Source organism: Ureibacillus sp. 179-F W5.1 NHS (assembly GCF_045369345.1).
Lineage (GTDB): Bacteria > Bacillota > Bacilli > Bacillales_A > Planococcaceae > Ureibacillus > Ureibacillus halotolerans.
Genome location: NZ_JBIQFG010000010.1, coordinates 23,532 through 48,748 on the forward strand (window position 1 = coordinate 23,532; position 25,217 = coordinate 48,748).

General features: G+C 34.3%; 24 protein-coding genes. 21 read left to right on the forward strand and 3 right to left on the reverse strand.

What is annotated here, in order from left to right:
- The first annotated feature begins 12 nt into the window (after positions 1 to 12).
- The 10 genes from ACH0B5_RS06760 to ACH0B5_RS06805 all read left to right on the forward strand — a co-directional run bounded on the left by ACH0B5_RS06760 (position 13) and on the right by ACH0B5_RS06805 (position 9,832).
- Positions 13 to 1,266 carry an MFS transporter gene (locus ACH0B5_RS06760; protein WP_122972125.1) on the forward strand — a complete coding sequence of 418 codons (1,254 nt, stop codon included), beginning with the start codon at positions 13 to 15 and terminating at the stop codon, positions 1,264 to 1,266.
- 61 nt (positions 1,267 to 1,327) lie between these two features.
- Positions 1,328 to 2,167, forward strand: coding sequence for a methyltransferase domain-containing protein (locus ACH0B5_RS06765; RefSeq protein ID WP_406927619.1), 840 nt, complete (start codon positions 1,328 to 1,330; stop codon positions 2,165 to 2,167).
- A 77-nt stretch (positions 2,168 to 2,244) separates the two neighbouring features.
- On the forward strand, positions 2,245 to 2,799 hold the full coding sequence (locus ACH0B5_RS06770) for a lysophospholipid acyltransferase family protein (protein WP_122972149.1): 555 nt from the start codon (positions 2,245 to 2,247) through the stop codon (positions 2,797 to 2,799).
- Positions 2,800 to 2,851: 52 nt separating this feature from the next.
- Positions 2,852 to 3,310, forward strand: a complete 459-nt coding sequence (locus tag ACH0B5_RS06775) for a low molecular weight protein-tyrosine-phosphatase (RefSeq protein WP_122972123.1) — start codon at positions 2,852 to 2,854, stop codon at positions 3,308 to 3,310.
- Between the two features lie 125 nt (positions 3,311 to 3,435).
- Positions 3,436 to 4,155 carry a YebC/PmpR family DNA-binding transcriptional regulator gene (locus ACH0B5_RS06780; protein ID WP_122972122.1) on the forward strand — a complete coding sequence of 240 codons (720 nt, stop codon included), beginning with the start codon at positions 3,436 to 3,438 and terminating at the stop codon, positions 4,153 to 4,155.
- A gap of 168 nt (positions 4,156 to 4,323) precedes the next feature.
- Positions 4,324 to 6,072: a methyl-accepting chemotaxis protein gene (locus ACH0B5_RS06785; protein ID WP_341362798.1), complete on the forward strand. Its 1,749-nt coding sequence runs from the start codon at positions 4,324 to 4,326 to the stop codon at positions 6,070 to 6,072.
- 162 nt (positions 6,073 to 6,234) lie between these two features.
- A complete protein-coding gene (locus tag ACH0B5_RS06790) occupies positions 6,235 to 7,932 on the forward strand; it encodes a M3 family oligoendopeptidase (protein WP_122972120.1) in 1,698 nt (565 codons plus the stop codon).
- Between the two features lie 141 nt (positions 7,933 to 8,073).
- Positions 8,074 to 9,153 (forward strand): AI-2E family transporter, encoded by a 1,080-nt coding sequence (locus ACH0B5_RS06795; protein ID WP_122972119.1) that lies wholly within the window; start codon positions 8,074 to 8,076, stop codon positions 9,151 to 9,153.
- Positions 9,154 to 9,183: 30 nt separating this feature from the next.
- Entirely contained in the window at positions 9,184 to 9,642 is a 459-nt protein-coding gene (locus ACH0B5_RS06800) for a hypothetical protein (protein ID WP_341362797.1), read from the forward strand.
- 16 nt (positions 9,643 to 9,658) lie between these two features.
- A complete protein-coding gene (locus tag ACH0B5_RS06805) occupies positions 9,659 to 9,832 on the forward strand; it encodes a hypothetical protein (protein ID WP_158599699.1) in 174 nt (57 codons plus the stop codon).
- Positions 9,833 to 9,919: 87 nt separating this feature from the next.
- Here ACH0B5_RS06805 and ACH0B5_RS06810 read toward each other — a convergent pair whose 3' ends face one another.
- From ACH0B5_RS06810 to ACH0B5_RS06820, 3 genes are all read right to left on the reverse strand, one after another.
- On the reverse strand, positions 9,920 to 10,936 hold the full coding sequence (locus ACH0B5_RS06810; protein WP_122972117.1) for an inorganic phosphate transporter: 1,017 nt from the start codon (positions 10,934 to 10,936) through the stop codon (positions 9,920 to 9,922).
- 18 nt (positions 10,937 to 10,954) lie between these two features.
- A complete protein-coding gene (locus ACH0B5_RS06815; protein WP_122972116.1) occupies positions 10,955 to 11,575 on the reverse strand; it encodes a DUF47 domain-containing protein in 621 nt (206 codons plus the stop codon).
- Positions 11,576 to 11,803: 228 nt separating this feature from the next.
- Positions 11,804 to 12,964, reverse strand: a complete 1,161-nt coding sequence (locus tag ACH0B5_RS06820) for a class I SAM-dependent methyltransferase (RefSeq protein WP_122972115.1) — start codon at positions 12,962 to 12,964, stop codon at positions 11,804 to 11,806.
- 268 nt (positions 12,965 to 13,232) lie between these two features.
- On the opposite strand from ACH0B5_RS06820, the gene putP reads away from it, so the two are divergent.
- The 11 genes from putP to zupT all read left to right on the forward strand — a co-directional run bounded on the left by putP (position 13,233) and on the right by zupT (position 25,181).
- On the forward strand, positions 13,233 to 14,726 hold the full coding sequence (putP, locus tag ACH0B5_RS06825; RefSeq protein ID WP_122972114.1) for a sodium/proline symporter PutP: 1,494 nt from the start codon (positions 13,233 to 13,235) through the stop codon (positions 14,724 to 14,726).
- Positions 14,727 to 14,850: 124 nt separating this feature from the next.
- A complete protein-coding gene (hflX, locus tag ACH0B5_RS06830) occupies positions 14,851 to 16,128 on the forward strand; it encodes a GTPase HflX (RefSeq protein WP_406927626.1) in 1,278 nt (425 codons plus the stop codon).
- A 264-nt stretch (positions 16,129 to 16,392) separates the two neighbouring features.
- Positions 16,393 to 17,880, forward strand: coding sequence for a peptide MFS transporter (locus ACH0B5_RS06835; protein ID WP_122972113.1), 1,488 nt, complete (start codon positions 16,393 to 16,395; stop codon positions 17,878 to 17,880).
- Positions 17,881 to 18,156: 276 nt separating this feature from the next.
- Positions 18,157 to 19,014 carry a DUF6612 family protein gene (locus ACH0B5_RS06840; protein ID WP_341362796.1) on the forward strand — a complete coding sequence of 286 codons (858 nt, stop codon included), beginning with the start codon at positions 18,157 to 18,159 and terminating at the stop codon, positions 19,012 to 19,014.
- A gap of 240 nt (positions 19,015 to 19,254) precedes the next feature.
- Entirely contained in the window at positions 19,255 to 20,208 is a 954-nt protein-coding gene (locus ACH0B5_RS06845; RefSeq protein WP_122972111.1) for an ABC transporter permease, read from the forward strand.
- Positions 20,198 to 21,151 (forward strand): iron chelate uptake ABC transporter family permease subunit, encoded by a 954-nt coding sequence (locus ACH0B5_RS06850; protein WP_122972110.1) that lies wholly within the window; start codon positions 20,198 to 20,200, stop codon positions 21,149 to 21,151. The genes ACH0B5_RS06845 and ACH0B5_RS06850 overlap by 11 nt, the downstream gene beginning before the upstream one ends.
- Positions 21,148 to 21,912, forward strand: coding sequence for an iron ABC transporter ATP-binding protein (locus tag ACH0B5_RS06855; RefSeq protein ID WP_122972109.1), 765 nt, complete (start codon positions 21,148 to 21,150; stop codon positions 21,910 to 21,912). The genes ACH0B5_RS06850 and ACH0B5_RS06855 overlap by 4 nt, the downstream gene beginning before the upstream one ends.
- Positions 21,913 to 22,089: 177 nt before the next feature.
- Positions 22,090 to 23,115, forward strand: coding sequence for a siderophore ABC transporter substrate-binding protein (locus ACH0B5_RS06860; protein ID WP_122972108.1), 1,026 nt, complete (start codon positions 22,090 to 22,092; stop codon positions 23,113 to 23,115).
- Positions 23,116 to 23,177: 62 nt separating this feature from the next.
- Positions 23,178 to 23,489, forward strand: coding sequence for an antibiotic biosynthesis monooxygenase family protein (locus ACH0B5_RS06865; RefSeq protein WP_122972107.1), 312 nt, complete (start codon positions 23,178 to 23,180; stop codon positions 23,487 to 23,489).
- A 122-nt stretch (positions 23,490 to 23,611) separates the two neighbouring features.
- On the forward strand, positions 23,612 to 24,232 hold the full coding sequence (locus ACH0B5_RS06870) for a phosphatase PAP2 family protein (RefSeq protein WP_406927620.1): 621 nt from the start codon (positions 23,612 to 23,614) through the stop codon (positions 24,230 to 24,232).
- 130 nt (positions 24,233 to 24,362) lie between these two features.
- Positions 24,363 to 25,181 (forward strand): zinc transporter ZupT, encoded by an 819-nt coding sequence (zupT, locus tag ACH0B5_RS06875; RefSeq protein ID WP_406927621.1) that lies wholly within the window; start codon positions 24,363 to 24,365, stop codon positions 25,179 to 25,181.
- Positions 25,182 to 25,217 lie beyond the last annotated feature (36 nt).

Genomic DNA, 25,217 nt, shown 5'->3' on the forward strand with positions numbered 1-25,217 from the left:
AAGGGTGGAGAAATGAGAAAAATCCATTATAGTTGGATTATTCTAACGGTTACATTTATTGCAATTATTGTAGCGGGGATAATTCGTTCATCTTCGGGGATATTTATCGATCCATTTGAAATGGAGTTTGGTTGGGATAGGCCAACGATCTCTTTTGCCTTTGCTATATGCTTGTTTTTATATGGTTTTTCAGGACCTTTTATGGCAGCCTTTGTAGATGTTTTTGGTTTGAAGCGGATGATGCTTTATTCGATGGCTCTATTAGCAGTAGGATTAGGTTTAACGTTTGTTATGCAAAGCAAATGGCAATTAATACTCATTTGGGGCATCATGTTAGGAGTCGGCTCTGGATTATTTTTAACAGTCCTAAGTACACAAGTAGCGAATCGATGGTTCGTGAAAAGAAGGGGACTTGCTGTCGGTATCTTAACAGCTGCTACGGCTACAGGGCAATTAATTTTATTACCGGTCTTAGCCGCATTTGTAGACAATTATTCGTGGCGCTCTGCCATTGCACTTATTTTCTTTTTAAGTATCGTGATGCTTGTTGTAATTGCGATTTTTATGAAGAGTTGGCCAGAGGAAATAGGAATCGCCCCTTATGGTCAAGAAAAACAGTTAGAACCTGCCCGTTTATCAACAAATCGAAATCCTTTTAAGATGGCGATATTTTCATTGATTGAAGGGTTAAAGATGAAGGAATTTTGGTTGCTTGCAGGAAGTTTCTTTATATGTGGTTTATCTACAAGCGGTATTATTGGAACTCATTTTATTTCCTATTGTGTTAGTTTTGGTATTCCTTTAGTGACAGCTGCGGCAATGTTATCATTTATGGGAGTATTTGATTTAATTGGAACGACTATCTCCGGTTGGTTATCCGATCGTTTTGATAATCGCTGGTTATTATTTTGGTACTATTTGCTTCGAGGGTTTTCTCTAGTCTTTTTACCCTTTGCCCTTGCACAAGGTTCTTATACATGGCTTGTCATTTTTTCCATTTTTTATGGTTTAGATTGGATTGCTACAGTACCACCAACGATAGGTCTAACCCGGCAAAAGTTTGGGATTGAGAAAAGTGCAATGATGTATGGATGGATTACTGCGGCACACCAAGTGGGAGCAGGGGTAGCGGCTTACTCAGGTGGTGTCGTATATAAAGTGTTTGGTTCTTACATGTGGGCGTTCGCCTTGGCAGGAGCTTTTTGTTTATTAGCTAGTTTATTTGTTATTCTCATAAAAAAACAAGCGCCAAAGGAAATTGTTTAGTTTTTCATTCTATAGGAATAGATGATATGATACTTACAGCAACTTAAAAAGGAGCATGAATGTGGGGAAAGTATCAAAAAGAGCTGCAAGCATTTTATATATGAAAGAACATGAAACACTTTTTTCTTGTCCGATTTGCCAAAAGGAGATGCATGTAAGTGACGATGGCCATGTGTTATGCCGTAATCATCATTCCTTTGACATTGCAAAACAAGGCTATGTAAATTTCATGATTAAACCTTTCACATCCATGTATAGTAAAAGTTTATTTGAATCTCGTCAGGAAGTTATGAATAGTGGTTTATATGAGCCAGTACAAAAGGTCATTGCGAAATATGTAGGGAACCAGAGTGAGACGATATTAGATACCGGCTGTGGTGAAGGTTCTCACTTAAATAAAATAATAAATGAATTGGAACAACAAGTTATAGCTGTCGGAATTGATATTTCAAAGGAAGGCATCCAGTCTGCAGCAAAGTTTTATGAACAAAAAATTTGGTGTGTAGGGGATTTAGCTAATAGTCCGTTTAAAGAACAATCCTTTGATTGTATATTAAATATTTTATCCCCTGCGAATTACGGTGAATTTAGCCGTTTGTTAAAAGATAAGGGGAAATTGATAAAAGTAGTGCCCCAATCAGACTATTTAAAGGAAATTCGTAGACAAGCCTTTGCGAATTCAGAAAAAGAATATTATACGAATGAGCAAACGGTAGAGAGATTTAAAGAACATTTTGCTAATGTCCAACAGGAGCGTATTACATATACAATGCCACTAGAAGAACAGCTCGTTCCAAAACTTCTAGAAATGACGCCCCTTGGTTGGCACTTAGAAAAGGATATTTCTTTAAATGAAATTACAATTGACCTTGAAATATTAGTTGGAGAAATAACAAAATAAACTATAGATATAATAAAAAAGGTAGGAATGTAGAAGTGTTATATGATATTGGAGCTAAACTTGTAAATGTATTTTTAATGCTTAATGGCTCAAAGGCAAAGGTATATGGTAAAGAAAATTTACCAAAGGAAGGCGGATATATTATCGCCTGTACTCATAATGGTTACGTAGATATTTTAAACTTAGGAGTGTCATTATACCCTCGGCACATTCACTTTATGGCTAAGAAACAATTGTTTGAAGGGAAGTTTGGCTCAATTATTGCCAATTTGAATGCTTTCCCTGTAGATCGCGAAAACCCGGGTCCAAGTGTTATTAAAATTCCACGTCAACTAATAAAAGAAGGAAAAGTGGTCGGGATCTTCCCTAGTGGAACACGATCAACGGAAAATACGGAGTTAAAACAAGGGGCGATTACAATTGCCCAATTATCAAAAGCTCAAATTGTTCCAGCTGCCTATGTTGGACCAAGAAACGTTGGCGAAGTATTTAAACGTCAAAAAGGTTATCTTATTTATGGGGAACCATTTACAGTTGGAAGTGGTAAAGAGGCAAGGGACGAATCAACTCAATTTCTAGAAAAAGAGCTGGAACGTTTAACAGAACAATTAAACTCTAAAATTAAAAAATAATGTACATGCACTTTCCATCATAGGAAAGTGCTTTTTATAAGGAGGAATAAAAATGAAACGGGTTCTTTTTGTTTGTTTAGGGAATATTTGTCGTTCACCAATGGCTGAGGCGGTTATGCGTCACTTAGTGGAGAAGAAAGGATTAAGCGATCAAATTAAAGTAGATTCGGCAGCAACAAGTTCTTGGCATATCGGAGAGCCTCCCCATAAAGGAACTAAAGCTAAACTGAAAGAGTTTGGTATATCAACTAGCGGTATGAAGGGAAGACAACTCGATAAAGAAGATTTTGAAACATTCGATTACATTATAGGAATGGACAATAGTAATGTGAGTAATATTCGACAAATGTTAGGCCAGCCTGACCATCCGAAAATCTTTAGATTTTTAGATTTAACAGATCACAAAAAGGATGTACCAGATCCTTACTATACAGGGGATTTTCAAGAAACTTATGAACTGGTAGTGGATGGATGCGAAGCACTACTAAATAAGATTTTAAAAGAGAAGTAGGTTGGAATATGATACCTTTCTCTTTGTCAATCGAATGGTGTATAATATTACAGTCTCATATCATTTAAAGGTTTATCATATATGCCTTAAAATATAGTTATTAAAATGGAAAGAGAGTGAATCCAATGGGTCGTAAATGGAATAACATTAAAGACAAGAAAGCCGAAAAAGATAAAAATACAAGTCGTATTTATGCAAAATTTGGTACGGAAATTTATGTAGCAGCTAAAAAAGGTGAACCAGATCCGGAATCTAACTCAGCTTTAAAATTTGTATTAGAACGTGCCAAAACATATAATGTGCCAAAACATATTATCGATAAAGCAATTGATAAAGCAAAAGGTGCCGGCGGAGAAGATTATGACGAGTTACGCTATGAAGGATTTGGGGTTGGCGGAACGATGGTTATCGTAGATGCTTTAACAAACAACGTTAACCGTACTGCTTCAGATGTACGTGCTGCTTTCGGTAAAAATGGAGGAAATATGGGTGTAACAGGTTCTGTTACTTACATGTTCGATTCAACAGCAGTATTCGGTATTGAAGATAAAACAGCAGATGAAGTATTAGAAATATTATTAGAAGCAGACGTAGATGCTCGTGACGTATTCGAAGAAGAGGGTACAGTTATCGTTTATGCAGAGCCAGATCAATTCCATGTAGCACAAGAGGCTTTAAAAGCAGCGGGTATTAGTGAGTTTACAGTTGCTGAGTTAACAATGCTTCCACAAACAGAAGTGACGTTAACAGGAGAAGATAAAGCGAAGTTTGAAAAAATGATTGATGCATTAGAAGACTTAGACGACGTACAACGTGTCTACCATAATGCCGATTTAGGTGAATAAGTACAGGTATAGTTTTATAGTTAAAAAGAAAAGGAACCGGTAGCTACTTGCTACTGGTTTTTTTGTGGAAAAGAGTAAGATTTGCTTAATTGAAATGCTTTTGTTTAAATTTCATCGAAAAGGGTCGATAAGAACTTTGAGTAATTTATTTAAAGGAGTTTTTATACTATGAACAAGGGGAAACGGTTATCAAGACAGATTCTCTTCATTATTATCGTTGTTTTTGTTTTATTATTAGGCATTTATACTTTTACAATGATGTATAATTCGAGAGAATCAGTACAGGAAGCGGTCGGGGAAAGAACGGTTGAAATCGCTAATAATATGTTGAACTTTATCGATGTTGAACAATATAAAGAATTAGCGGCGAATCCGGAGGAAAACGACTTATATTGGGAGTTAAGAGAACAATTAAACAGTTTACGTGAAATGAATGGTGTTCTTTATGCCTATACATATGCAGTTCCTGAAAAAGGGGAAGAGGTCACATTTTTAGTAGATGGTATGCCTGCAGATGATACGGAAAATGCAGCTGCTATTGGTGATAAGTCTGGATCAACTACCTACGAACATTTACAAAAAGCATTGAAAGATGGATCCTACCATTCTGATTTATTAAGTAGTGATTTCGGTGAATATATTTCAGGTACAGTACCGATGAAAGATAAAAATGGTGAAGTCGTTGCCTTTTTAGGTGTTGATATTGATGCTTCCTATGTGGATGAAGTAAGTTCAAATGTAATGATGGGAATTGTTCCAAAAATCGGAGTCATCTTTTTAATCATTATATTGGTAGGGTTATATATTGTTTATCGTTATGTAAATAAATCTTTAAAACCATTAGATGTGTTAAAAGAAGCATCGAATCAATTATCCGAAGGAAATTTAAAAGGTGTCAATGAAACACTATCTACTTTAAAGTTAAAACAAAATAATGAAATTGCCATCTTTTCTAAAACCTTTTCGCAAGCTTTAAACAATTTGTCCCAATCATTATTGAAAATAAATAGTAAATCAAAAAATTTGGAACAAGTAGTTGTAGAATTGGAAAATGCAGCGACTCAAGTAGGAAAGTCGACTACGACCATTGCTTCTAGCATTATTGAAATTGCTTCTAGTAGCGACCAACAAGAAGAAAGTAATAAAGAAGTGACACAAGCGATGAATGAAATGTCCATTGGTATTCAACGGTTGGCGGATACAACTTCTGAAATTGCCGAGTCATCTACTGAAATGACAAGTTTAGTAACTACAAGTGTAGAACATGCCCAACAAGTTGTCTCTCAAATTCAAAATGTGGAGACATCCGTTGTACATACAGAAAGCTATGTACGGGAAATGGGAGAAAAATTCAGTTCTATAAAAGAGATGGTTTCGATTATTACGAACATTGCTGATCAAACGAATCTCCTTGCATTAAATGCTGCTATTGAAGCTGCGCGGGCAGGAGAAGCTGGGAAAGGCTTTGCTGTCGTTGCTGATGAAGTTCGAAAACTTGCGGAAATGTCGAAAAGCTCTGCCGATGATATTCAAAACCATCTTCAAACATTCGTGCTAATTAGTAATAAAGCTTTAGAAGAAATGGAAAATAGCACAGAAGAAGTAAAAATGGGGAACCAGTCGGTTATGGAAATTGGTCAAATGTTGAATCAAATTTTAACAGTTGTATCCGCAGTAAACTCTAAAATACAAGATGACTCAGCCGTAATTGAACAAATGTCTGCAAGTTCAGAGGAAATATTAGCATCTACGGAAGAGATGAATAAACTTGTATCCAATACGACGAATCAAACAAAAGAAGTGGCAGGATCAACGGACGTTCAAGTTAATATGGTCGATAAACTTGAAGAAGTTGTTGCGTTACTTGAATCAACTTCTAAAGAAATGATTGAAGAAATAAGTAAATTTAAAATTTAATTATTTGAAAAGTACATTCATTTTTAAATGAGTGTACTTTTTATCTTGTAGGTAGAAAACGATTCTATTAAGTTTAAAAATTATCAGAATAGTTGCTCTTTTGGAAGAAATCGTTAATAATAGATAATGAAGTGAATTGTGAAAAGTAGAGGGGTGCAAAAGATGGTTACATTCAAGGATTATGAATATAAAAGACCAAACTTAGATGAACTAAAGAAAAATATTCGAGAATTAATCGAACAGTTTAAAAATGCTAATTCTGTTGAAACTCAAAGTGAAATTATTAAAAAAATTAATGCTTTCCGAAATGATTTTTCTACACAAGCCAATTTAGTATATGTACGGGCTTCAATTGATACAAATGATGAATTTTATCAAAAGGAACGGGATTATTTAGACGAAATTTCACCCCAATTTGAAGAACTTACTTTTGAATACTATAAAGAACTTGTTAATTCGCCTTTCCGAAAGCAATTAGAAGAAAAATGGGGAACACAGCTATTTGCGTTAGCTGAAAATCAAATTAAAGCCTTTTCTCCAGAAGTCATTGAGCTAATGCAACAGGAGAACAAACTTGTTTCCGAATATAACAAGTTAGTAGCTTCTGCACAAATTGAATTTGATGGTAAAACATTAACACTTGCCCAACTAACACCATATGGTGAATCTACTGATCGAGAAGTCCGTAAAGAAGCGATGAAAGCACGTTTTAACTTCTTTGCAGAAAATGGGGAAAAGTTTGATGAAATTTATGATAAGCTAGTTCATCTTCGCCATCAAATCGCAACGACCCTCGGTTATAAAAATTACGTTGAATTAGGCTATATCAATATGGATCGTATTGATTACAACGAAGAAATGGTTGCGAATTTCCGTGATCAAGTTCAAAAACTAATTGTACCTTTAGCAACAAAACTTTATGAAAGACAAGCAAAACGTATAGGAATTAGCGATTTTAAATTTTATGATGAAGGACTAAATTTTCTATCAGGTAATGCAAAACCACAAGGTGATCCTGCGTGGATCGTGGAAAACGGCAAAAAAATGTATGAAGAACTTTCCAGTGAAACAGGTGAATTTTTCAATTATATGATTGACCGTGAACTAATGGATTTAGAGGCGAAAAAAGGGAAAGAAAGCGGAGGTTATTGTACATTTATCGATAATTACGATTCACCGTTCATTTTCTCTAACTTTAATGGTACTTCCGGAGATATCGATGTATTAACACATGAAGCGGGTCATGCGTTCCAAGTTTATTCTAGTCGCAATATCGGGATACCAGAATATTTATGGCCAACATATGAATCTGCTGAAATTCATTCCATGAGTATGGAGTTCTTTACTTGGCCATGGATGGAATTATTCTTTAAAGAAGAAACAGAAAAATATAAATTCACCCATTTAAGTAGTGGATTACTATTTTTACCATACGGTGTTGCAGTCGACGAATTCCAACATGTAGTCTATAAAAATCCAGCAATGACACCTGCTCAACGGAAGCAGGCTTGGAAAGAAATCGAAGACAAATATTTACCTCACCGTGATTATGACGGTTATGAATATTTAGAGGCAGGTGGATTCTGGCAACGTCAAGGCCACATTTATGGTAGCCCATTCTATTATATTGATTATACATTAGCTCAAGTATGTGCGTTCCAATTTTGGAAACGTTCAAGGGAAGACTTTGAAGCAGCGTGGAAGGATTATCTTCACCTTTGTAGCTTAGGTGGTTCCATGTCATTTACTAAACTAGTAAAAGAAGCGGGATTAATTTCTCCATTTGAGGATGGTTGTGTGGAATCGGTCATCGATGCCATTGAAGAATATTTAAACTCCGTAGACGATGTGGCATTATAGTTTAAAAAACTCTCGAAAGTTAATCTTTCGGGAGTTTTTTTGTAGTTTCTTTCTATTTCATATTATAAAATCAAAAATAGTATATAATGGTTGAATAGGAAATTATGATTGTTGGAACAATGTGGAAAGGAGGTTGTGTAAATGACAAAAAAAGTATGGTTTCAAGTTGGTATAGGAATTATCATAGCACTTTTAATTATTAAATATGTTGTCGAAATTCATTGGATTTTTAATCCGATTTTTATCATTATTAAAACGATATTTATTCCGTTGTTGTTAGGCGGTGTACTTTATTACATATCTGAACCATTACAAAGAATTATGGAAAAAAAGGGTGCTCCAAGATGGGCGAGCATTTCTACAATCATCTTATTATTAGCAGGTATCGTAACAGGAATTCTTTTATTAATCGGTAATCCGATTTCGGAACAGGTAAACAATTTAGTGAAAAACGCTCCTTATATAGGAGATAAAATAATGGATACAGCAGACATAGTACTAGATAACAAAGATAATTTGCCTCCACAGGTAGAAAATTTTGTTGACTCTATTTCTAACTCGATTCAAGAAATTGCTATGACAGGGAGTAAATATATCGTCTCTTTTGTCAGCGGAACGTTTTCAGCAGTGTTTACTTTAATTTTAGTACCGTTCTTCTTTATTTATATGTTAAAAGACCATGAAAAGTTTGCGCCAAATATTTATAAAATCTTTTCAGGAGAAAGACGTACATGGGTAAAGGAAACTTTATCAGATATTGATAATGTATTAAGAAATTATGTTCAAGGACAAGTATTAATTAGTTTAATTTTAGCTTCGATGATGTTTATTGGATACTTAATTATCGATCTAGATTATGCACTATTACTATCGATTTTTGCATTCTTTATGAATATGATTCCATTTATCGGACCATGGATATCATTAGCGCCGGCTCTTGTCGTTGCAATTGTACAAGACCCAATTTTAGTTGTTTGGGTTGGGGTGATTACTTTAGTTGCTCAACAAATAGAAAGTAACTTAATTACACCTAATATTATGGGGAAAACATTAGATGTACATCCGTTAACCGTTATTACGATTGTTTTAGCAGCAGGTAATATTGGCGGCTTTATTTTCATTATTATCGCCATTCCAACTTATGCGGTTATTAAAGTTATCGTAAAAAATATTTACGAAGAACGGAAAAAAATAAAAGAGGCTGCTACTAAGACGGTATAATTACTAGTAGATATACGAAGGAGTTCATACATGTTATCATTTGAACAAAAGCAATCAATCATTGAATCGTTTCCTGAATTAATGAAAAAGGAAATTTCATTAAAACGATTAAACTATCATTTTGAAGAAAGCCTATACGAAAAAACGATTGTTGTTGAAAAGTTACATCCGAACGGTAATGGATTCGTTTACGTAGGAGACTTGCTAAAATATGAGAAGTTGGCAAATGATAAAGGCTTAGTCAACATTCGCGATTTTGATGAAAAATCATTACGGGAAATTATTCAGGATTCAATTGATTACTTGTCGGAAGAGACGGATACACCAATTGAAGAAACATGGGTTTCCCATGATGGGACCATTTTAACACTAGTTCATGATCAGTGGAATTGGGATATTTATCATCAAAATAATTTAGAAGAGTCCTTTGGAACCCGTGAGGCAGCGATGAATTATTTACAAGAAGAAGGATTTAAGTTGAAAAAATAAAAGGGGAAACATAATAATGAACGGGAAAAAAGTGGCCATTTATTTTGTTGGATTTATCGTAGTAGTTTGTTTATTAATAGTAATTGCGATGCAAATATTCTTCGCTACATATGAACCGAAAAAAGATACAACAAATAATGAAACTTCATTGTTAACTCCTGTTAAAGAGGGAGAAATAATTCGTTTATAATATCATCGAAAGGGCTAAAGTAATCTACTTTAGCTCTTTTTTATATAAAAAACCAAACGAAAGTTTTCGTTTGGTTTCATCAAATGATTAGAAGAATAGGTTAAGGATAAGGAAGAAAATTCCTGCCATCACCGCTGATATTGGCATTGTAATAATCCAAGTTAAAACGATTTTACGAGCAACTCCCCATTTTACACCTTTAACCCGTTGTGCAGATCCAACCCCCATAATAGCAGAAGAAATGACGTGGGTAGTTGAAACTGGTAAATGAATAAGTGTTGCACCGAAAATTACGGATGCAGATGCTAAGTCGGCAGCTGCCCCGTTTACAGGGCGGATTTTCATAATTTTACCACCGACCGTTTTGATGATTTTATAACCACCAACTGAAGTACCAAGACCCATTGCAATGGCACAGGCAATTCGTACCCATTCTTGTACTTCATCCGTTGATTGTAAGCCGGCAGCAATTAAAGCCATCGTAATAATACCCATTGCTTTTTGAGCATCGTTTGTACCGTGGGTAAAGGATTGAATAGCCGCTGTGAAAATTTGGACTGTACGGAAACCTTTATTTGTTCGATAAAGGTTGAAATTTTTAAAAATTACTTTAAATGCGGACATAAAGATAAATCCTATAGCTAATGCTAAAAATGGAGAAGCGATTAAACCGATGATAATACTTGAAAAACCACCGTAATTTAATATTCCAAATCCAGCTGCCGCAATAGCTGCCCCGGCAATAGAACCGATTAATGTATGGGAAGAACTTGATGGTATACCGAAATACCATGTTAATAAGTTCCAAGTAATAGCAGATAATAATGCTGCTAAAATAACGACTGTACCAGTTGTATCATCTGGCGTTACGTTCAATGAAAAGGGATCAACGATATCTTTTGCAATAGCCTTTGCCACTCCAACAAATGTAATTGCCCCTAAAAAGTTCATGACAGCAGCCAATAATACAGCAACCCGTGGTGGTAAAGCACGAGTTGATACGGAAGTAGCGATTGCGTTTGCTGTATCATGGAAACCGTTTATAAAGTCGAAAGCTAAGGCGAAGATTACGACTAATATTGTAAGTATTAATATAGTATCCATTTATAAAATCTCCTGATTCTACGCGTTACGCATAATAATTGTTTCTAATGTATTCGCTACATCTTGAGTAGAGTCAGCGATTTCTTCTAGTTGATCATAGATGTCGCGCATTTTAATTAGACGGATTGGATCCTTTTCATTTAAAAATAGTTGCTTTGTAGATGAACGTGAAATTTCATCACATTCGCGTTCATAATCCTTAATAAGGATAATATGTTTACGCATTGCAACTAAGTCCTTTTTATTTAAAAGATCTGTTGCTGCAACGATTTCATCGGCACTTTTTGAAATATAGTCTAAGAATTTTTCCATCGATTCATCGATTTCAATAAATGAAAACATTTCAAAATGTGCGATACAATGCTCTGCTCCATCAAGTACATCATCCATTTTGTTAGCTAAAGCTAAAATATCTTCACGTTCAATTGGTGTCATGAAAGATTTGTTTAACATAACGATTAACTCATGAATTAATTTATCGCCATCTGTTTCATACTTTTTCATTCGAACACTAAGTTCTTTTAAATCCGCTATGGAATTGATTTTAAAATCTCTTGCGTAATGAACAGCCTCTCTCATATTTTCTGCTATCTTGTGTAAAGATAAGAAAAATGGATCTGATTTTTTTGGACTAAACATGAAAATGCCCCCTGGTATATGTGCAAATTTTTAATAGTTATTTTAAACCTAAATAATCATAACAAAATTTTAAAAAAATCTATACACCTTAAATGTTTCATTTCACAAAATTTACATTGCTGTAACATAAAAAGAGTTCACAAATAGAAAAGCAAGCATATTAGAGTACGATTATTCTCCTACAATAATATACTTGCCCATTAATTTGATTTTATGAAGAGTTTTGAATTAAAAATACTGTTGAAGTTCTTTTTGTAAAAATGGTTCTGCAGATAAAAATTGAATAAACGAATTGTAGCGTTCAAGCTGTTCTAATGATGGTTTTTTTCCAGTAAAGTAAGCACGAATTAAAATATTTTTAGGTGTATGTTCGATATCGATGAACTCTAAAAGTTGTGTATCATAGCCGGCTAAAGTTAATATTTCCGCCCTAATGGAGTCAGTTGCAAGGGAAGCAAATCGTTCCTTAATTAAACCGTGCTGCATCATAATATCTAGGGCAGGTGCATTTAGTTGTCTATTTAATTCGTGCTGGCAACAAGGAACACTTAAAATAACTTTTGCTCCCCATTTAACGGCACGGGCCAAAGCCAGATCTGTCGCAACGTCACAAGCATGTAATGTTACAACCATATCCACTGCATTTTCATCATTATAATCATTAATATCACCCACTAAAAATTCAAGCTGATCATAATGTAGATCATGAGCAATACGATTACATTCTTCTATAACTTCTTTTTTCAAATCCAGTCCAGTTACTCGTATGTCTAATCCCTTTTCGATTTTTAAATAATGATATAAGGCAAAGGTTAAATAGGATTTTCCTGAACCAAAGTCAAGAATTCGAATTTGTCGATCTTTAGGTAAATGTTGTAATGAATCATCGATAAACTCAACGAAACGGTTAATTTGTCGAAATTTATCAAACTTCTGCTTTTTCACTTTTCCATCTTCTGTTTGAACACCAAGACGAATAAGGAAAGGATATGGTGTCGATTCATCAAGTAAATATTGCTTTTTACGGTTATGGGAAAGGTTAACTTGTTTTGCTTTTTCAAGTTTTTCAACTTTCCAAAGTACTTTATTTTTTTTCGACAATTGTATGTGTATTTTTTCATCCGTAAATTGGGCATGAATTTGACGAAATTGCTGTAATAATATATCGAAGGAATCGGAAAACTTTTCTAATAAAATATTTTCATGTTTTAAAATACGTTCGTATTGATATTCCAATTGAATATGGTAAAGCCCTTTTAGTTCAATTGGTTTTAACTTCACTCGTTTTAACTCGTTTGATTTTTGCCGTGGTTGGCTAAAGGTTGCATTAATTAATTGGTGGCTATTAATACGATTTAAAAATTGTTCTTTCATTTGTTCAAAGTCCATTTGAATCAGCCTCTACTTTTAAATTGTTGAAAATAGTTTAACATAGCTCTATTAACAAGTACTAAATTCTAGTTTTTATATTCATATATTGGACTATAAAATTAAATAATAATGGAAGTATATTGAAAATTTTATTTTTTAAAAAATCTTACATACAATTATTATGAAGTATGATAAATTATAAGCAAATAATAGTGTTTCTAGAATACGCGTTTATTTTCTATTATTCGACACTATTTTCAAAAAATTGAAATAAGGGGGATGGATTATGTCAGATCACGCTTTTCAATTGTTAGCCATTGTTATTTACATGCTAACAATGATTATTATTGGTTGGTACGCCTATAAAAGAACAACGAATTTAAATGATTATATGTTAGGCGGACGTGATTTAGGTCCAGCTGTCACGGCCTTAAGTGCTGGAGCAGCAGATATGTCTGGATGGCTACTAATGGGGTTACCAGGTGCAATTTATACTGCAGGTTTAGTAGAAGCATGGATTGCAATTGGTTTAACGGTAGGAGCTTGGCTAAACTGGTATTTTGTTGCACCTCGTTTACGGGTTTATACTCAAGTTTCGAAAAATTCCATTACGATTCCGAGTTTTTTAGATAACCGTCTTCGTGATAAGACGAAATTAATTCGTATCGTTTCAGGTATCGTTATTTTAGTATTCTTTACATTCTATGTATCATCAGGTATGGTATCTGGCGGTAAATTTTTTGAAAGTTCCTTTGGTTTTGATTACCATACAGGTCTATTAGTTGTTGCCGTCGTGACGGTTGGCTATACGTTATTTGGCGGATTTTTAGCCGTTAGTTACACTGACTTTTTACAAGGTCTTATTATGTTTTTAGCTTTAATATTAGTACCGACAATTGGTTTGTTTTTCACTGGTGGATTTGGCGATACAATCGACTCCATTCAATCGGTGAATCCAGAACACTTTAATTTGTTTGCTCAAACGGCAACAGCAGCTGGGATTATTTCTTCTGTTGCTTGGGGACTTGGTTACTTTGGACAACCGCATATTATCGTTCGATTCATGGCAATCAAATCGGTAAAAGAAACAAAACAAGCCCGTCGTATCGGTATTGGTTGGATGATATTAAGTTTATTTGGTGCAATTGGTACTGCACTAGTTGGATTAGCCTACTTCCAACAAAATGGTGGGAATATTGATGATCCAGAAACAATCTTTATTGTTATGGGGCAAATTTTATTCCATCCATTTATTGCTGGTATTATGTTAGCTGCGATACTAGCCGCTATTATGAGTACGATTTCTTCCCAATTGATTGTAACATCTTCGGCCCTTGTGGAAGATATGTATAAAGCGTTATTTAAAAAAGATGCGACGGATAAACATTATGTTTTCGCAGGTCGCTTAGCAGTTCTTGTTGTTTCAGTCGTTGCTGCAATATTAGGATGGAACCCGGACAGTTCAATTTTAGATTTAGTTGGATTTGCTTGGGCAGGATTTGGTGCAGCGTTTGGACCAACAATTTTACTTGCTCTATATTGGAGAAAGTTAACAAATGTTGGTGCGCTAACAGGTATGGTAGTAGGGGCTGTTGTTGCCTTTATTTGGGGACAAAATAAAGAGCTATCCGGTATGCTATATGAAATTGTACCTGGTTTTGCAATCAATTTAATTTTGGCGATTATTGTAAGTTTATTAACTTATAAACGAAATGATGAAATTGAAGATGAATTCGATGAAACTTTAAACTTGTTACATTCAGAAAAAGAGAAACAATAGAATTTTAAAAGACCTATAACATTCCTTTGTTATAGGTCTTTTCTTGTGTAAAAAGGGATATAATGTATGATACGATTGTGGAAAATACCCTACGTTAACAGGGAGGAATCTTTTAGTGACGAATATGCAACAGATTGAAACAATTATTGAAAAGGCCATTTTAGTTGGCGTTAATTTACAAAATGATCCTAATTTCCATTACTCAATGGAGGAGTTATCCAGTTTAGCTGAAGCTCTTGATGTGACGGTAATGGGGACAGTTACACAAAATTTAGAGCGGGTAAATCCATCCCATTATGTAGGAACTGGAAAAATTGAGGAAATAAAAAGTTTTATAGAAGAGTTAAATGGAAATTTAGTCATTTTTAATGATGAACTTTCACCTTCCCAAATAAGAAATTTAGAACATGATTTAGAAGTTAAAGTAATAGATCGTACGATGCTTATTTTAGATATTTTTGATCGCCGTGCAAAAACACGGGAAGCGCAAATGCAAGTCGAATTAGCTCAGCTTCAATATATGTTGCCACGACTAGTTGGGCTTCATGCTTCACTATCCCGTCAAGGTGGTGGCACTGGTGGAGGTTTTAGAAACCGGGGTGCTGGGGAAACAAAACTAGAGTTGGATCGGCGAAAAATTGAAGACCAAATTTCAAAGCTTCGTAAAGAGCTTGAAGGTGTGAAAGAACAACGGGAAACTCAAAGGAAAAAAAGAAGGAAAAACGAAATTCCAATTGTTTCCTTAGTGGGGTATACAAATGCTGGGAAATCAACAATAATGAACCGATTATTGAAAAAGATTGGACAAGAAGATAATAAACAAGTTTTGGAAAAAAATATGTTGTTTGCAACTTTAGATACTTCTGTTCGGAATATTGAGTTGCCAGATAAAAAGACATTTTTATTAACAGATACAGTTGGATTTGTAAGTAAGTTACCCCATCATTTAGTAAAGGCATTTCGTTCTACTTTGGAGGAAGCAAGAGAAGCAGACTTATTATTACACGTAGTAGATGTTTCTAATGCGCAGTATCGATTTATGATGGACGTGACGAACAAAACGTTGAGTGAAGTTGACGTAGAGGGGATTCCGACCATTTATGTATATAACAAATCGGACATTGCAAACGTAAAATATCCATTAATAAGTGGAGACAATATTTGGATTTCTGCCCAGGAAGATAGTGGTTTAGACGAATTAATCGAAATGATTAAACAACATATTTTTTCCAATTACGTTGAATGTGAAATGTTTATTCCTTTTGAGCGTGGCGATATCGTTTCGTACTTAAATACGTATGCACAAGTGAAAGAAACAGAATATGAAGAAAATGGGACTAGGTTAGTAGTTGAATTAAAAGAGTCGGATATGAAAAAGTATGAAAGCTTTGTAATAAAATAATGAAAATGGGTAACGATGTATTTGTCGTTGCCTATTTTTTTATAAATAAAAATTATTTTTATATACCTTTTAAAGTCCGTTAATAACAGTTCTTTAGTAAAAGATATAGATAATAAAGAAGAAATCGAAATTTCTAACTTTTTTATAATATATTGAAAAAACATTCATTTTGTTTTAAGGTAATAAAACGAGTTTTCAGACTGTGATTTCAATAATCTAAATTGTTTGAAAATATAAAAATATTAACGGAAGAGGGATTTCTTTATGTATAGTAAAGACGAAATTGTCAAATCCGTTCCTCAAAAAGGATTTTTTGGTCAACCAAAGGGCTTATTCACATTATTCTTTACTGAATTTTGGGAAAGATTTTCATATTATGGAATGCGTGCCATTCTTATCCTTTATATGTATTATGAATTGCACGATGGTGGATTAGGATTAGATCGAGGAACTGCGAACTCTATAATGGCTCTTTACGGGTCTTTAATTTATATGTCAGGTATTATTGGCGGTTGGTTTGCGGACCGCGTATGGGGTACACGTAAGACGGTATTTTATGGTGGAATATTGATCATGATTGGTCATATTGTATTAGCTTTACCATTCGGTCTTACTGCTTTACTCATTTCGATGGCATTTATTATTGTCGGAACTGGTTTATTAAAGTCTAACGTATCAACGATTGTTGGAGATATGTATGCTGAGGGAGATAATCGCCGTGACTCAGGATTTAGTATTTTCTACATGGGTATTAATATGGGTGCCTTTATCGCACCATTAATTATTGGTACTGTTGGGGAAAAATATAATTTCCATTTCGGATTCGGTTTAGCTGCTGTCGGTATGTTAATCGGTTTAATCGTTTTCTTTGTAACGCAAAAGAAATTTTTAGGACTAGCTGGTCTTGAAGTGCCAAACCCATTAACAGAACAAGAGAAAAAGAAAACAATTCGTAATGTTATTATTGCCATTATTGCCATTTTAATTGTAGGGTTCATTTTAAATGCTACTGGTAATTTAACAATGGCTGTGTTTAGTTTAATCATTACAACACTGGGTATATTAATTCCAACCGTGTTCTTCATTGTGATGTATCGAAGTCCTAAAACGACGAAAGATGAAAAATCTCGAGTATTAGCTTATATTCCTTTATTTATTGCTGCTGTTATGTTCTGGGCTATTCAAGAACAAGGAGCAACAATTTTAGCAACATATGCAGATACTCGTACGGATTTAACTGTGGGAAGCTTTGAAATCCCAGCATCTTGGTTCCAATCTCTTAACCCATTATTCATTATTATCTTTGCACCTATTTTTGCATGGATGTGGTTAAAACTTGGTAACCGTCAACCTTCTACTCCGAAGAAATTTGCTATTTCATTATTTTTTGCAGGTTTATCATTCTTAGTAATGATTATTCCAGCGAAAATGTCTGGCGGTACAGAACTTGTTAGCCCTTGGTGGTTAGTTCTTTCCTTCTTCCTTGTTGTAGTAGGGGAGTTATTATTATCACCAGTCGGTTTATCAGCAACAACAAAATTGGCACCAGCGGCATTTGCAGCACAAACAATGTCTTTATGGTTCTTAACTAGTGCGGCTGCCCAAGCGATTAATGCCCAACTCGTTCGTGTTTATGAAGCAGTAACAGAAATTACGTACTTCGGAACACTTGGCGCATTATCTATCTTTTTAGGTCTTTTACTATTAATATTAACACCAATCATTGCAAAGGCGATGCGCGGAGTAAATTAATAAATGAGGAAGTGTGATTCGTTCACACTTCCTTTTTTATTATTTTAGAAAAAAATGACACCCTTTCCATACTTATACGTAATAAATAATAGTAGCTATCCTATAAATAAAACAAATTATTAGTATGTAGCAAATTGTATAGAGAATTAGTTACAGAAATGAAAGAAGTAAAAAAGTAACATTTTGTATAAAATGATAAAAATAGTTAGGAAAATATTGTAAATACTGTTATCCTATGGTGTGTAAACTAAAGGTTTAATGAAAGGAAGGGTTTTTATGAAAAAATGGGGATACTTATTAATCGGTTTATTGTTATTCGTGTTAACGGCATGTAATAGCACGGCAGAACCACAGTCTGGTGCAACATCGAAAAGTAGCGATTTGACGTTGGAAGAAGTTTATAACAAAGCGATAGAACGACAAAATGAACTAAAAAGTGTCAGTGGCTCGATTGTAATGGACCAAACAATTGGTTTTGGAACTGGGGAAGAAAGTATTGAAATGACAACGAAGAGTGATTTGAAACTTGATATGGTTACAGATCCTATTTCCATGTATATGGATGGAACAATGACGATGGGAGAGCCAACAGCGGAGGGCGATGCATCGATGGATATGGAAATGTATATGTCCAAGGAAGGGATGTACATGTTTGATTCTCAAACTAACCAATGGGTGAAGCTACCATCTGAAGAGTTTGACGCGATTATGGGGCAAACAGCAAATCAAGTTAATACATCAGAACAGCTTGAACAAATGAAATCATTTATTAATGATTTTACATTTGAACAATCGGAAGATCAGTATATTCTTACTTTAGAAGCTGCTAGCGATAAGTTTACAAAGTATATGTTGGAGCAAATGAAAATTAATCAAACTTTAGGTCTTTCTGAAGAAGACACACAAATGCTTGAAAATACGAAAGTTGAGAATCTTAACTATAAAATTGAAATTGATAAGGAAACCTTTGATATGACGACAATGGATATGAATGTCACTTTCACGATGGATATCGAAGGTGAGTCAATGACAATTAAGACGGATATGGTAAGCAAATTTGATAACTTCAATGGTGTTAAAGAAATTACAATTCCTCAAGAAGTAATCGATAAGGCGGTTGACGTACAATATTAATAAACTTTTAAGCTTAACTCTAAAAGGGTTAAGCTTTTTTCATGAGACAAACATTAATAAATATAAGTAATACTTAAAAAAACTACATTTTACTAAAATTTGAAATATACTCTCTAATTTTTCAACTTCAAGTTATCGGCATTGATTTTTCGACTTTTTCAACTTATAATGAAATACGTACTCGAGGTTGAGAATCATTTTCATTACATACTTGAGAATAAATAGAATATGGGGATAAAAATGAGACTGTGGATGTTAATTATCGCAGCGATCATCCTGTCGTTTATCTCGCTATTTATTGGCGCGATTGATATAAAGCCAAGCGATTTACTTGACTGGCAATCAGAAGAAACACAAATTTTCTTAATCAGTCGTGTACCACGTCTAATGGCGATTATTTTAGCGGGGATTGGGATGAGTATCGCGGGCTTGATTATGCAAAGCTTAAGTCGAAACAAATTCGTTTCTCCAACGACAGCTGGAACATTAGATGCCGCTAAGTTAGGGATTCTCATTTCGATGCTGTTCTTTACGAATGTAACCTATACACAGCAAATTATTTTTAGCTTTGTATTTGCGTTAGTTGGAACTTTGCTATTCATGCAAATTTTAGATCGTATAAAGTTTAAAGATGCTATTTTTGTACCTTTAATCGGGATTATGTATGGAAATATTTTATCTTCCATTACAACATTTTTTGCTTATGAAGCTGATTTACTTCAAAATATTTCTTCTTGGTTAATGGGAAGCTTTACATTAGTAATATCTGGACGCTATGAATTACTATATTTAAGTATACCTGCTGTAATTTTAGCCTATTTATATGCAAACAAATTTACCGTTGCTGGTATGGGTGAAGATTTTGCTAAAAACTTAGGTTTAAGTTATAAATTCGTATTAAATATAGGGTTAATTCTCGTAGCAATTATCGCTACAACTGTCGTTCTCACAGTTGGTGTTATCCCATTCTTAGGATTAATCGTACCGAATATTGTATCCCTTTATTTAGGGGACAATTTACGAAAGACGATTCCACATACAGCCGTTCTCGGTGTTGTTTTCCTATTAATCTGTGACATTTTAGGGCGTGTCATTATTTATCCGTATGAAATACCGGTAAATGTAACGGTAGCGGTAATCGGCAGTGCGATCTTCTTAATTATGTTATTTAGGGGGAGAGCATATGCGAAATAGTACAAAACTAATTATTCTAGCAGTTGTAGCAATAATTTGTATTTTGCTATACGGATTCTACGATATTAAGGGTGGTTTTGATTACGCATTTCCAAGACGTATGATGCGGGTTGGGGCAATGATCGTAACAGGATTTGCAATTGCCTATTCGACGGTAGTGTTTCAAACTATTACGCACAACCGTATTTTAACCCCTTCCGTAATGGGTCTTGACTCCATGTATGAAGTTGTACAAACTCTTATTTACTTTTTAGCTGGGTCCATGTCCATTTGGGTGTTAAATCAATATTTAAACTTTGCAGTAGCAATTGGAGCGATGGTGCTGTTTGCATTGTTCTTATATCGCTTCTTATTCCGAGCAGATAAACATCCAATTTACTTATTATTATTAATTGGGATGATTTTAGGAACATTACTCGGAAGTCTTGTAACGTTCTTGCAAGTATTAATTGACCCAGTAGAATATTTAAGTTTACAAAATCGTTTATTTGCAAGTTTCTCGAATATTAAAGTCGAGTTACTATATATTTCGATTGTGATTTTATTAATTGCCTTTATTTACGGATATCGGATTTTGGGTCAGTTAGATGTTATGTCCCTTGGTAGGGAAAATGCGATAAACCTAGGAATTAATTATGACCGCTTAGTGATGAATGTATTAATTTTATCGTCGGTACTAATTGCTACATCCACTGCTCTAGTCGGTCCGATTACGTTCTTTGGTTTAATCGTAGCAAATTTATCTTACCAATTTTTAGTCACATATAAGCATTCGATTCATATTTTAGGAGCCGGCTTAATGAGTGTTATTGCTTTAGTCGGTGGTCAATTTATCGTTGAACATGTGTTTGAAATGAGTACTACCTTAAGTGTCATTATTAACTTTATTGGTGGTATTTACTTCATTTACTTATTACTAAAGGAAAGTAGGGCAGCAGGATGATTGAAATCAAAGGTTTAACAAAGAAGTTTGGTAACAAGCCTGTTGTAGAAGATGTTTCCGTAACGATTCAACCGGGATCGATAACATCCTTTATTGGTCCAAATGGTGCTGGTAAATCCACGTTATTATCAATGGTGAGTCGGTTATTAGATGCAGATACAGGTGAAGTATTACTCGATAAAAATGACGTAAAACAATGGAAATCCGTTGAATTTGCGAAACGTGTATCCATTTTAAAACAAGCAAACTTTATTAATGTACGTTTAACGGTACGTGAGCTTATTTCATTTGGTCGCTATCCTTATTCAAGAGGTCGTTTAACACCTGAGGATGAACAATTTGTCGATCAAGCTATGGAATATATGAATTTAACAGATATGCAAGACAAATTTTTAGATGAGCTGTCTGGGGGACAAAAACAACGGGCTTTCATCGCAATGGTCATCGCCCAAGATACAGATTACGTTCTTTTAGACGAGCCTTTAAATAACTTGGATATGAAGCATTCCGTACAAATAATGAAAATTTTACGTAAGCTTGTTGATGAGCTAGGGAAAACAGTAGTTATTGTATTGCATGATATTAACTTTGCTTCGGTCTATTCTGATTACATTGTAGCGTTAAAAAACGGTAAAGTTGTAAAAAGTGGACCGACGAATGAAATCATTAATTCAGATGCACTTCGTGAAATTTACGACATGAATATTCCGGTACAGGAACAAAATGGTTGTCGAATTTGCGTATATTTTAACTCGCATTAGCTATGATAATGATTTAGAAAAGTATTTATTTCATATGCTTTTCTAAATCATTTTTTAAAATAAAATTGGTTAAAATAACTAAAAAACTATTGACCTTTATTTTCTAAATGCTATAATTTTCATTAGATTGATAATGATTATCATTATCGTTAATAAGAGATAGGAGAGAGAATATAAATGAAGAATTGGAAGTTATTAACGGTCATTTTAGCAAGTTTATTATTCGTACTTGCAGCATGTGGTTCTGATGATAAAAAAGAATCAGATACAAACTCTACTACAGGGGAGAAGACAACTACTGAAAATGCAGAGGGTCCTACATACCCAATGACTATTTCTCCAACTGTTGCAGAAAGCCAATCTGAAGAAGCTGGAACTATTGCTTATGAAGATGTTACCCTTGAAAAAATGCCTGAAAAAATCGTTGTATTCGACTACGGTTTCTTAGATACACTTGATGCTCTTGGAGTAGAAGGAATTGTTGGTGTTGCCAAAGATTCTACTTTACCAGAACATTTATCAAAATATTCTAGTGATGAATATGCAAACATTGGTACTTTAAAAGCTCCTTTATTAGAAGATATCGCAGAACTTGAACCGGACGTAATTTTCATCTCAGGTCGTCAATCTGCATTTTATGATCAATTAAAAGAAATTACTCCTAATGTAATCTTCGTTGGTACGTCTCAAGATGATTACTGGAATACATTCTTAGCATCTGTTGATGTTGCAGCAAAAATGTTTGGTAAAGAAGAAGAAGCAAAAGAGAAAATTGCTGAAATTAATGCCGGTATTGAAGAGGTAAAAGCTTTAGCTGGGAAATATGATACATCATTAGTTACAATGTATAATGAAGGTAATTTATCTGGTTTTGCTCAAAATTCTCGTTTTGGCTACATCTATGACATCTATGGATTTAAACCAGTAACAGATAATATCGAATCCTCATCTCATGGTTCAAACTTTGGATTTGAAGCGATTTTAGAATTCAATCCACAAGTATTATTCGTAATTGACAGAACTGCTGCAACAGGCGGTGAGTCTAATATCGAAGCGGATATGGAAAATGACATCATTAAACAAACAACTGCATATAAAGAAAATCGAATTGTTTATTTAGATGGCCCACTTTGGTACTTAAGTGGTGGCGGTTTAGAATCTGAGCTTGCTAAAATCCAAGAAATTAAAGATGAATTAAAATAATTTATTAACCAAATTAAGCTGTCCTGATAGTAGGACAGCTTTTTCTCTCGGGAGGTATGAGAATGTTTGTTCAAATGAAACGTTTTGTTGTTGCTGAAGGAAATGCCCAAAAAATTATTGACCGTTTTGGTGCTAAAAAGGATGGCCCATCTTTAATGGAACAACAACCTGGTTTTATCGGTAAAGAAGTGTTAGTGAAAAAATCCCGTCGTGGTGATGAAGAAGTCATCATTATGGTACGCTGGGAATCAGAAGAAGCTTGGAAAGGCTGGGAGAAGAGTCCCGAACATATAGCGGGCCACAAAGCTAAAATTGGCCAGCCAAAACCAGACTATATTATTGAATCAGCCAATAGTTTATATTACGTACAATAACTTTCAGAACCTTGACGACTTGTCGAGGTTTTTTTATTTTTTCGTAACAACAATTGGATTGCATAGAGTAATATGTAATTAAATATGTTAAATAATATAGTGTTTTTACAAAGGTGGAATACATGTTGAAACCATGGAATTATATTTTAGCAGGAGTTACATTTTTTATATTTCTTGCCTTGTTGTTGAGTTTTGATTCAGAATGTATTCAACAACTAGATAACACATTAGCTGAACTTTTTGGTGGGAACGTATTTATCACTGCCTTTCATTATATTGGTGATACATGGTTTGTTATTTCAATAGGTTTACTATTACTAATCGTACTTTGGTTAAAGGAACGAAATTATCATGGGATGATTTTTGTACTACTAACGATAGCAGCTGGAAATGTGTTAAATCAATTAGTGAAAAAATGGATTGAACGGCCTCGACCAGAAATAGTTGATCAATTGTCCACATTTAGTTTTCCGTCGGGACATGCTATGCTCTCTTTGCTTTATTTATTCACAATCGCTTATTTAGTAGAGGAATGGGTAGGAAATAGTAAAAAAAGTAGAATTGTTTGGGTTATTGCGATTATTCTTTCCTTCCTTATTGGTCTATCCCGCATCGCAGAAAGTCGTCATTTTGGCTCTGATGTCATTGCAGGGTGGAGTCTTGGATACACTTGGTTTGTCCTTTGTGTATTTTGGTATGAACAAAGTAAAAGAAAATTTAATAAGCTAATAAATAACACCTAACTAGGTGTTATTTTTTTGCATAAAAGTTTTCTTTGTGAATAATATGTAACCAAGGTGAAAAAAGTTTCACTAGGGAAACTTTTAGTGTATAATACAATTATTAAATGATAAGAGGAGACGACAAAGTAAAATGGATGGAAACGTACTTTTAGCTTTAGGCTTAACACTATTTGCTGGGTTAGCTACCGGATTGGGGGCTTTAATTGCATTTTTTACACCAAGAACAAATAAGAAGTTCCTATCCGTTGCATTAGGGTTTTCTGCAGGTGTTATGATTTATGTCTCTTTAGTTGAAATTTTTGTTAAGGCGAAAGATGCGTTAACGACTTCTTTAGGTGAAACGGAAGGGTATTGGATGACGGTCATAGGCTTCTTTGGGGGAATGGTGTTTATCGCATTAATAGACCGTTTCATTCCAAAGAAAAATAATCCTCATGAAGTGAAAACTGTAGAAGATGTCCATGAAGCGGAATTGAATTCTAAAGTAATAGATGAACAAAAGCTAATGAAAATGGGAGTTTTTACTGCGTTAGCTATAGCTATTCATAATTTTCCAGAAGGTATCGCAACATTTATGTCGGCCATTCAAGATCCAAGTATCGGGGTAGCCATTGCGATAGCTGTAGCGATACACAATATTCCAGAGGGAATAGCTGTTGCCGTCCCAATTTATTTCGCGACTGGAAACCGAAAAAAGTCATTTAAATTGTCATTCCTTTCAGGGTTAGCAGAACCAATTGGAGCTGTTGTAGCTTATTTAATATTAATGCCGTTTTTAACGGATACGATGTTTGGTATTATTTTTGCAGCAGTTGCAGGAATAATGGTGTTTATATCGTTAGACGAGTTGTTGCCAGCTGCTAAAAAATATGATGAAACCCATTTATCGATTTATGGTTTAGTTGCCGGTATGGCAGTCATGGCGCTAAGTTTGTTATTGTTAGCATAAAATGAATGAATGCCCTAAAAGCTTTGGATAGCTTTT

Bases quoted from the DNA above. Each gene is read 5' to 3' on its own strand.
- ACH0B5_RS06760 (WP_122972125.1), top strand. From the start codon at position 13: ATGAGAAAAATCCATTATAGTTGGATTATTCTAACGGTTACATTTATT.
- ACH0B5_RS06770 (WP_122972149.1), top strand. From the start codon at position 2,245: ATGCTTAATGGCTCAAAGGCAAAGGTATATGGTAAAGAAAATTTACCA.
- ACH0B5_RS06775 (WP_122972123.1), top strand. From the start codon at position 2,852: ATGAAACGGGTTCTTTTTGTTTGTTTAGGGAATATTTGTCGTTCACCA.
- ACH0B5_RS06780 (WP_122972122.1), top strand. From the start codon at position 3,436: ATGGGTCGTAAATGGAATAACATTAAAGACAAGAAAGCCGAAAAAGAT.
- ACH0B5_RS06785 (WP_341362798.1), top strand. From the start codon at position 4,324: ATGAACAAGGGGAAACGGTTATCAAGACAGATTCTCTTCATTATTATC.
- ACH0B5_RS06790 (WP_122972120.1), top strand. From the start codon at position 6,235: ATGGTTACATTCAAGGATTATGAATATAAAAGACCAAACTTAGATGAA.
- ACH0B5_RS06795 (WP_122972119.1), top strand. From the start codon at position 8,074: ATGACAAAAAAAGTATGGTTTCAAGTTGGTATAGGAATTATCATAGCA.
- ACH0B5_RS06800 (WP_341362797.1), top strand. From the start codon at position 9,184: ATGTTATCATTTGAACAAAAGCAATCAATCATTGAATCGTTTCCTGAA.
- ACH0B5_RS06805 (WP_158599699.1), top strand. From the start codon at position 9,659: ATGAACGGGAAAAAAGTGGCCATTTATTTTGTTGGATTTATCGTAGTA.
- ACH0B5_RS06810 (WP_122972117.1), bottom strand. From the start codon at position 10,936: ATGGATACTATATTAATACTTACAATATTAGTCGTAATCTTCGCCTTA.
- ACH0B5_RS06815 (WP_122972116.1), bottom strand. From the start codon at position 11,575: ATGTTTAGTCCAAAAAAATCAGATCCATTTTTCTTATCTTTACACAAG.
- ACH0B5_RS06820 (WP_122972115.1), bottom strand. From the start codon at position 12,964: ATGGACTTTGAACAAATGAAAGAACAATTTTTAAATCGTATTAATAGC.
- putP (WP_122972114.1), top strand. From the start codon at position 13,233: ATGTCAGATCACGCTTTTCAATTGTTAGCCATTGTTATTTACATGCTA.
- hflX (WP_406927626.1), top strand. From the start codon at position 14,851: ATGCAACAGATTGAAACAATTATTGAAAAGGCCATTTTAGTTGGCGTT.
- ACH0B5_RS06835 (WP_122972113.1), top strand. From the start codon at position 16,393: ATGTATAGTAAAGACGAAATTGTCAAATCCGTTCCTCAAAAAGGATTT.
- ACH0B5_RS06840 (WP_341362796.1), top strand. From the start codon at position 18,157: ATGAAAAAATGGGGATACTTATTAATCGGTTTATTGTTATTCGTGTTA.
- ACH0B5_RS06845 (WP_122972111.1), top strand. From the start codon at position 19,255: ATGAGACTGTGGATGTTAATTATCGCAGCGATCATCCTGTCGTTTATC.
- ACH0B5_RS06850 (WP_122972110.1), top strand. From the start codon at position 20,198: ATGCGAAATAGTACAAAACTAATTATTCTAGCAGTTGTAGCAATAATT.
- ACH0B5_RS06855 (WP_122972109.1), top strand. From the start codon at position 21,148: ATGATTGAAATCAAAGGTTTAACAAAGAAGTTTGGTAACAAGCCTGTT.
- ACH0B5_RS06860 (WP_122972108.1), top strand. From the start codon at position 22,090: ATGAAGAATTGGAAGTTATTAACGGTCATTTTAGCAAGTTTATTATTC.
- ACH0B5_RS06865 (WP_122972107.1), top strand. From the start codon at position 23,178: ATGTTTGTTCAAATGAAACGTTTTGTTGTTGCTGAAGGAAATGCCCAA.
- ACH0B5_RS06870 (WP_406927620.1), top strand. From the start codon at position 23,612: ATGTTGAAACCATGGAATTATATTTTAGCAGGAGTTACATTTTTTATA.
- zupT (WP_406927621.1), top strand. From the start codon at position 24,363: ATGGATGGAAACGTACTTTTAGCTTTAGGCTTAACACTATTTGCTGGG.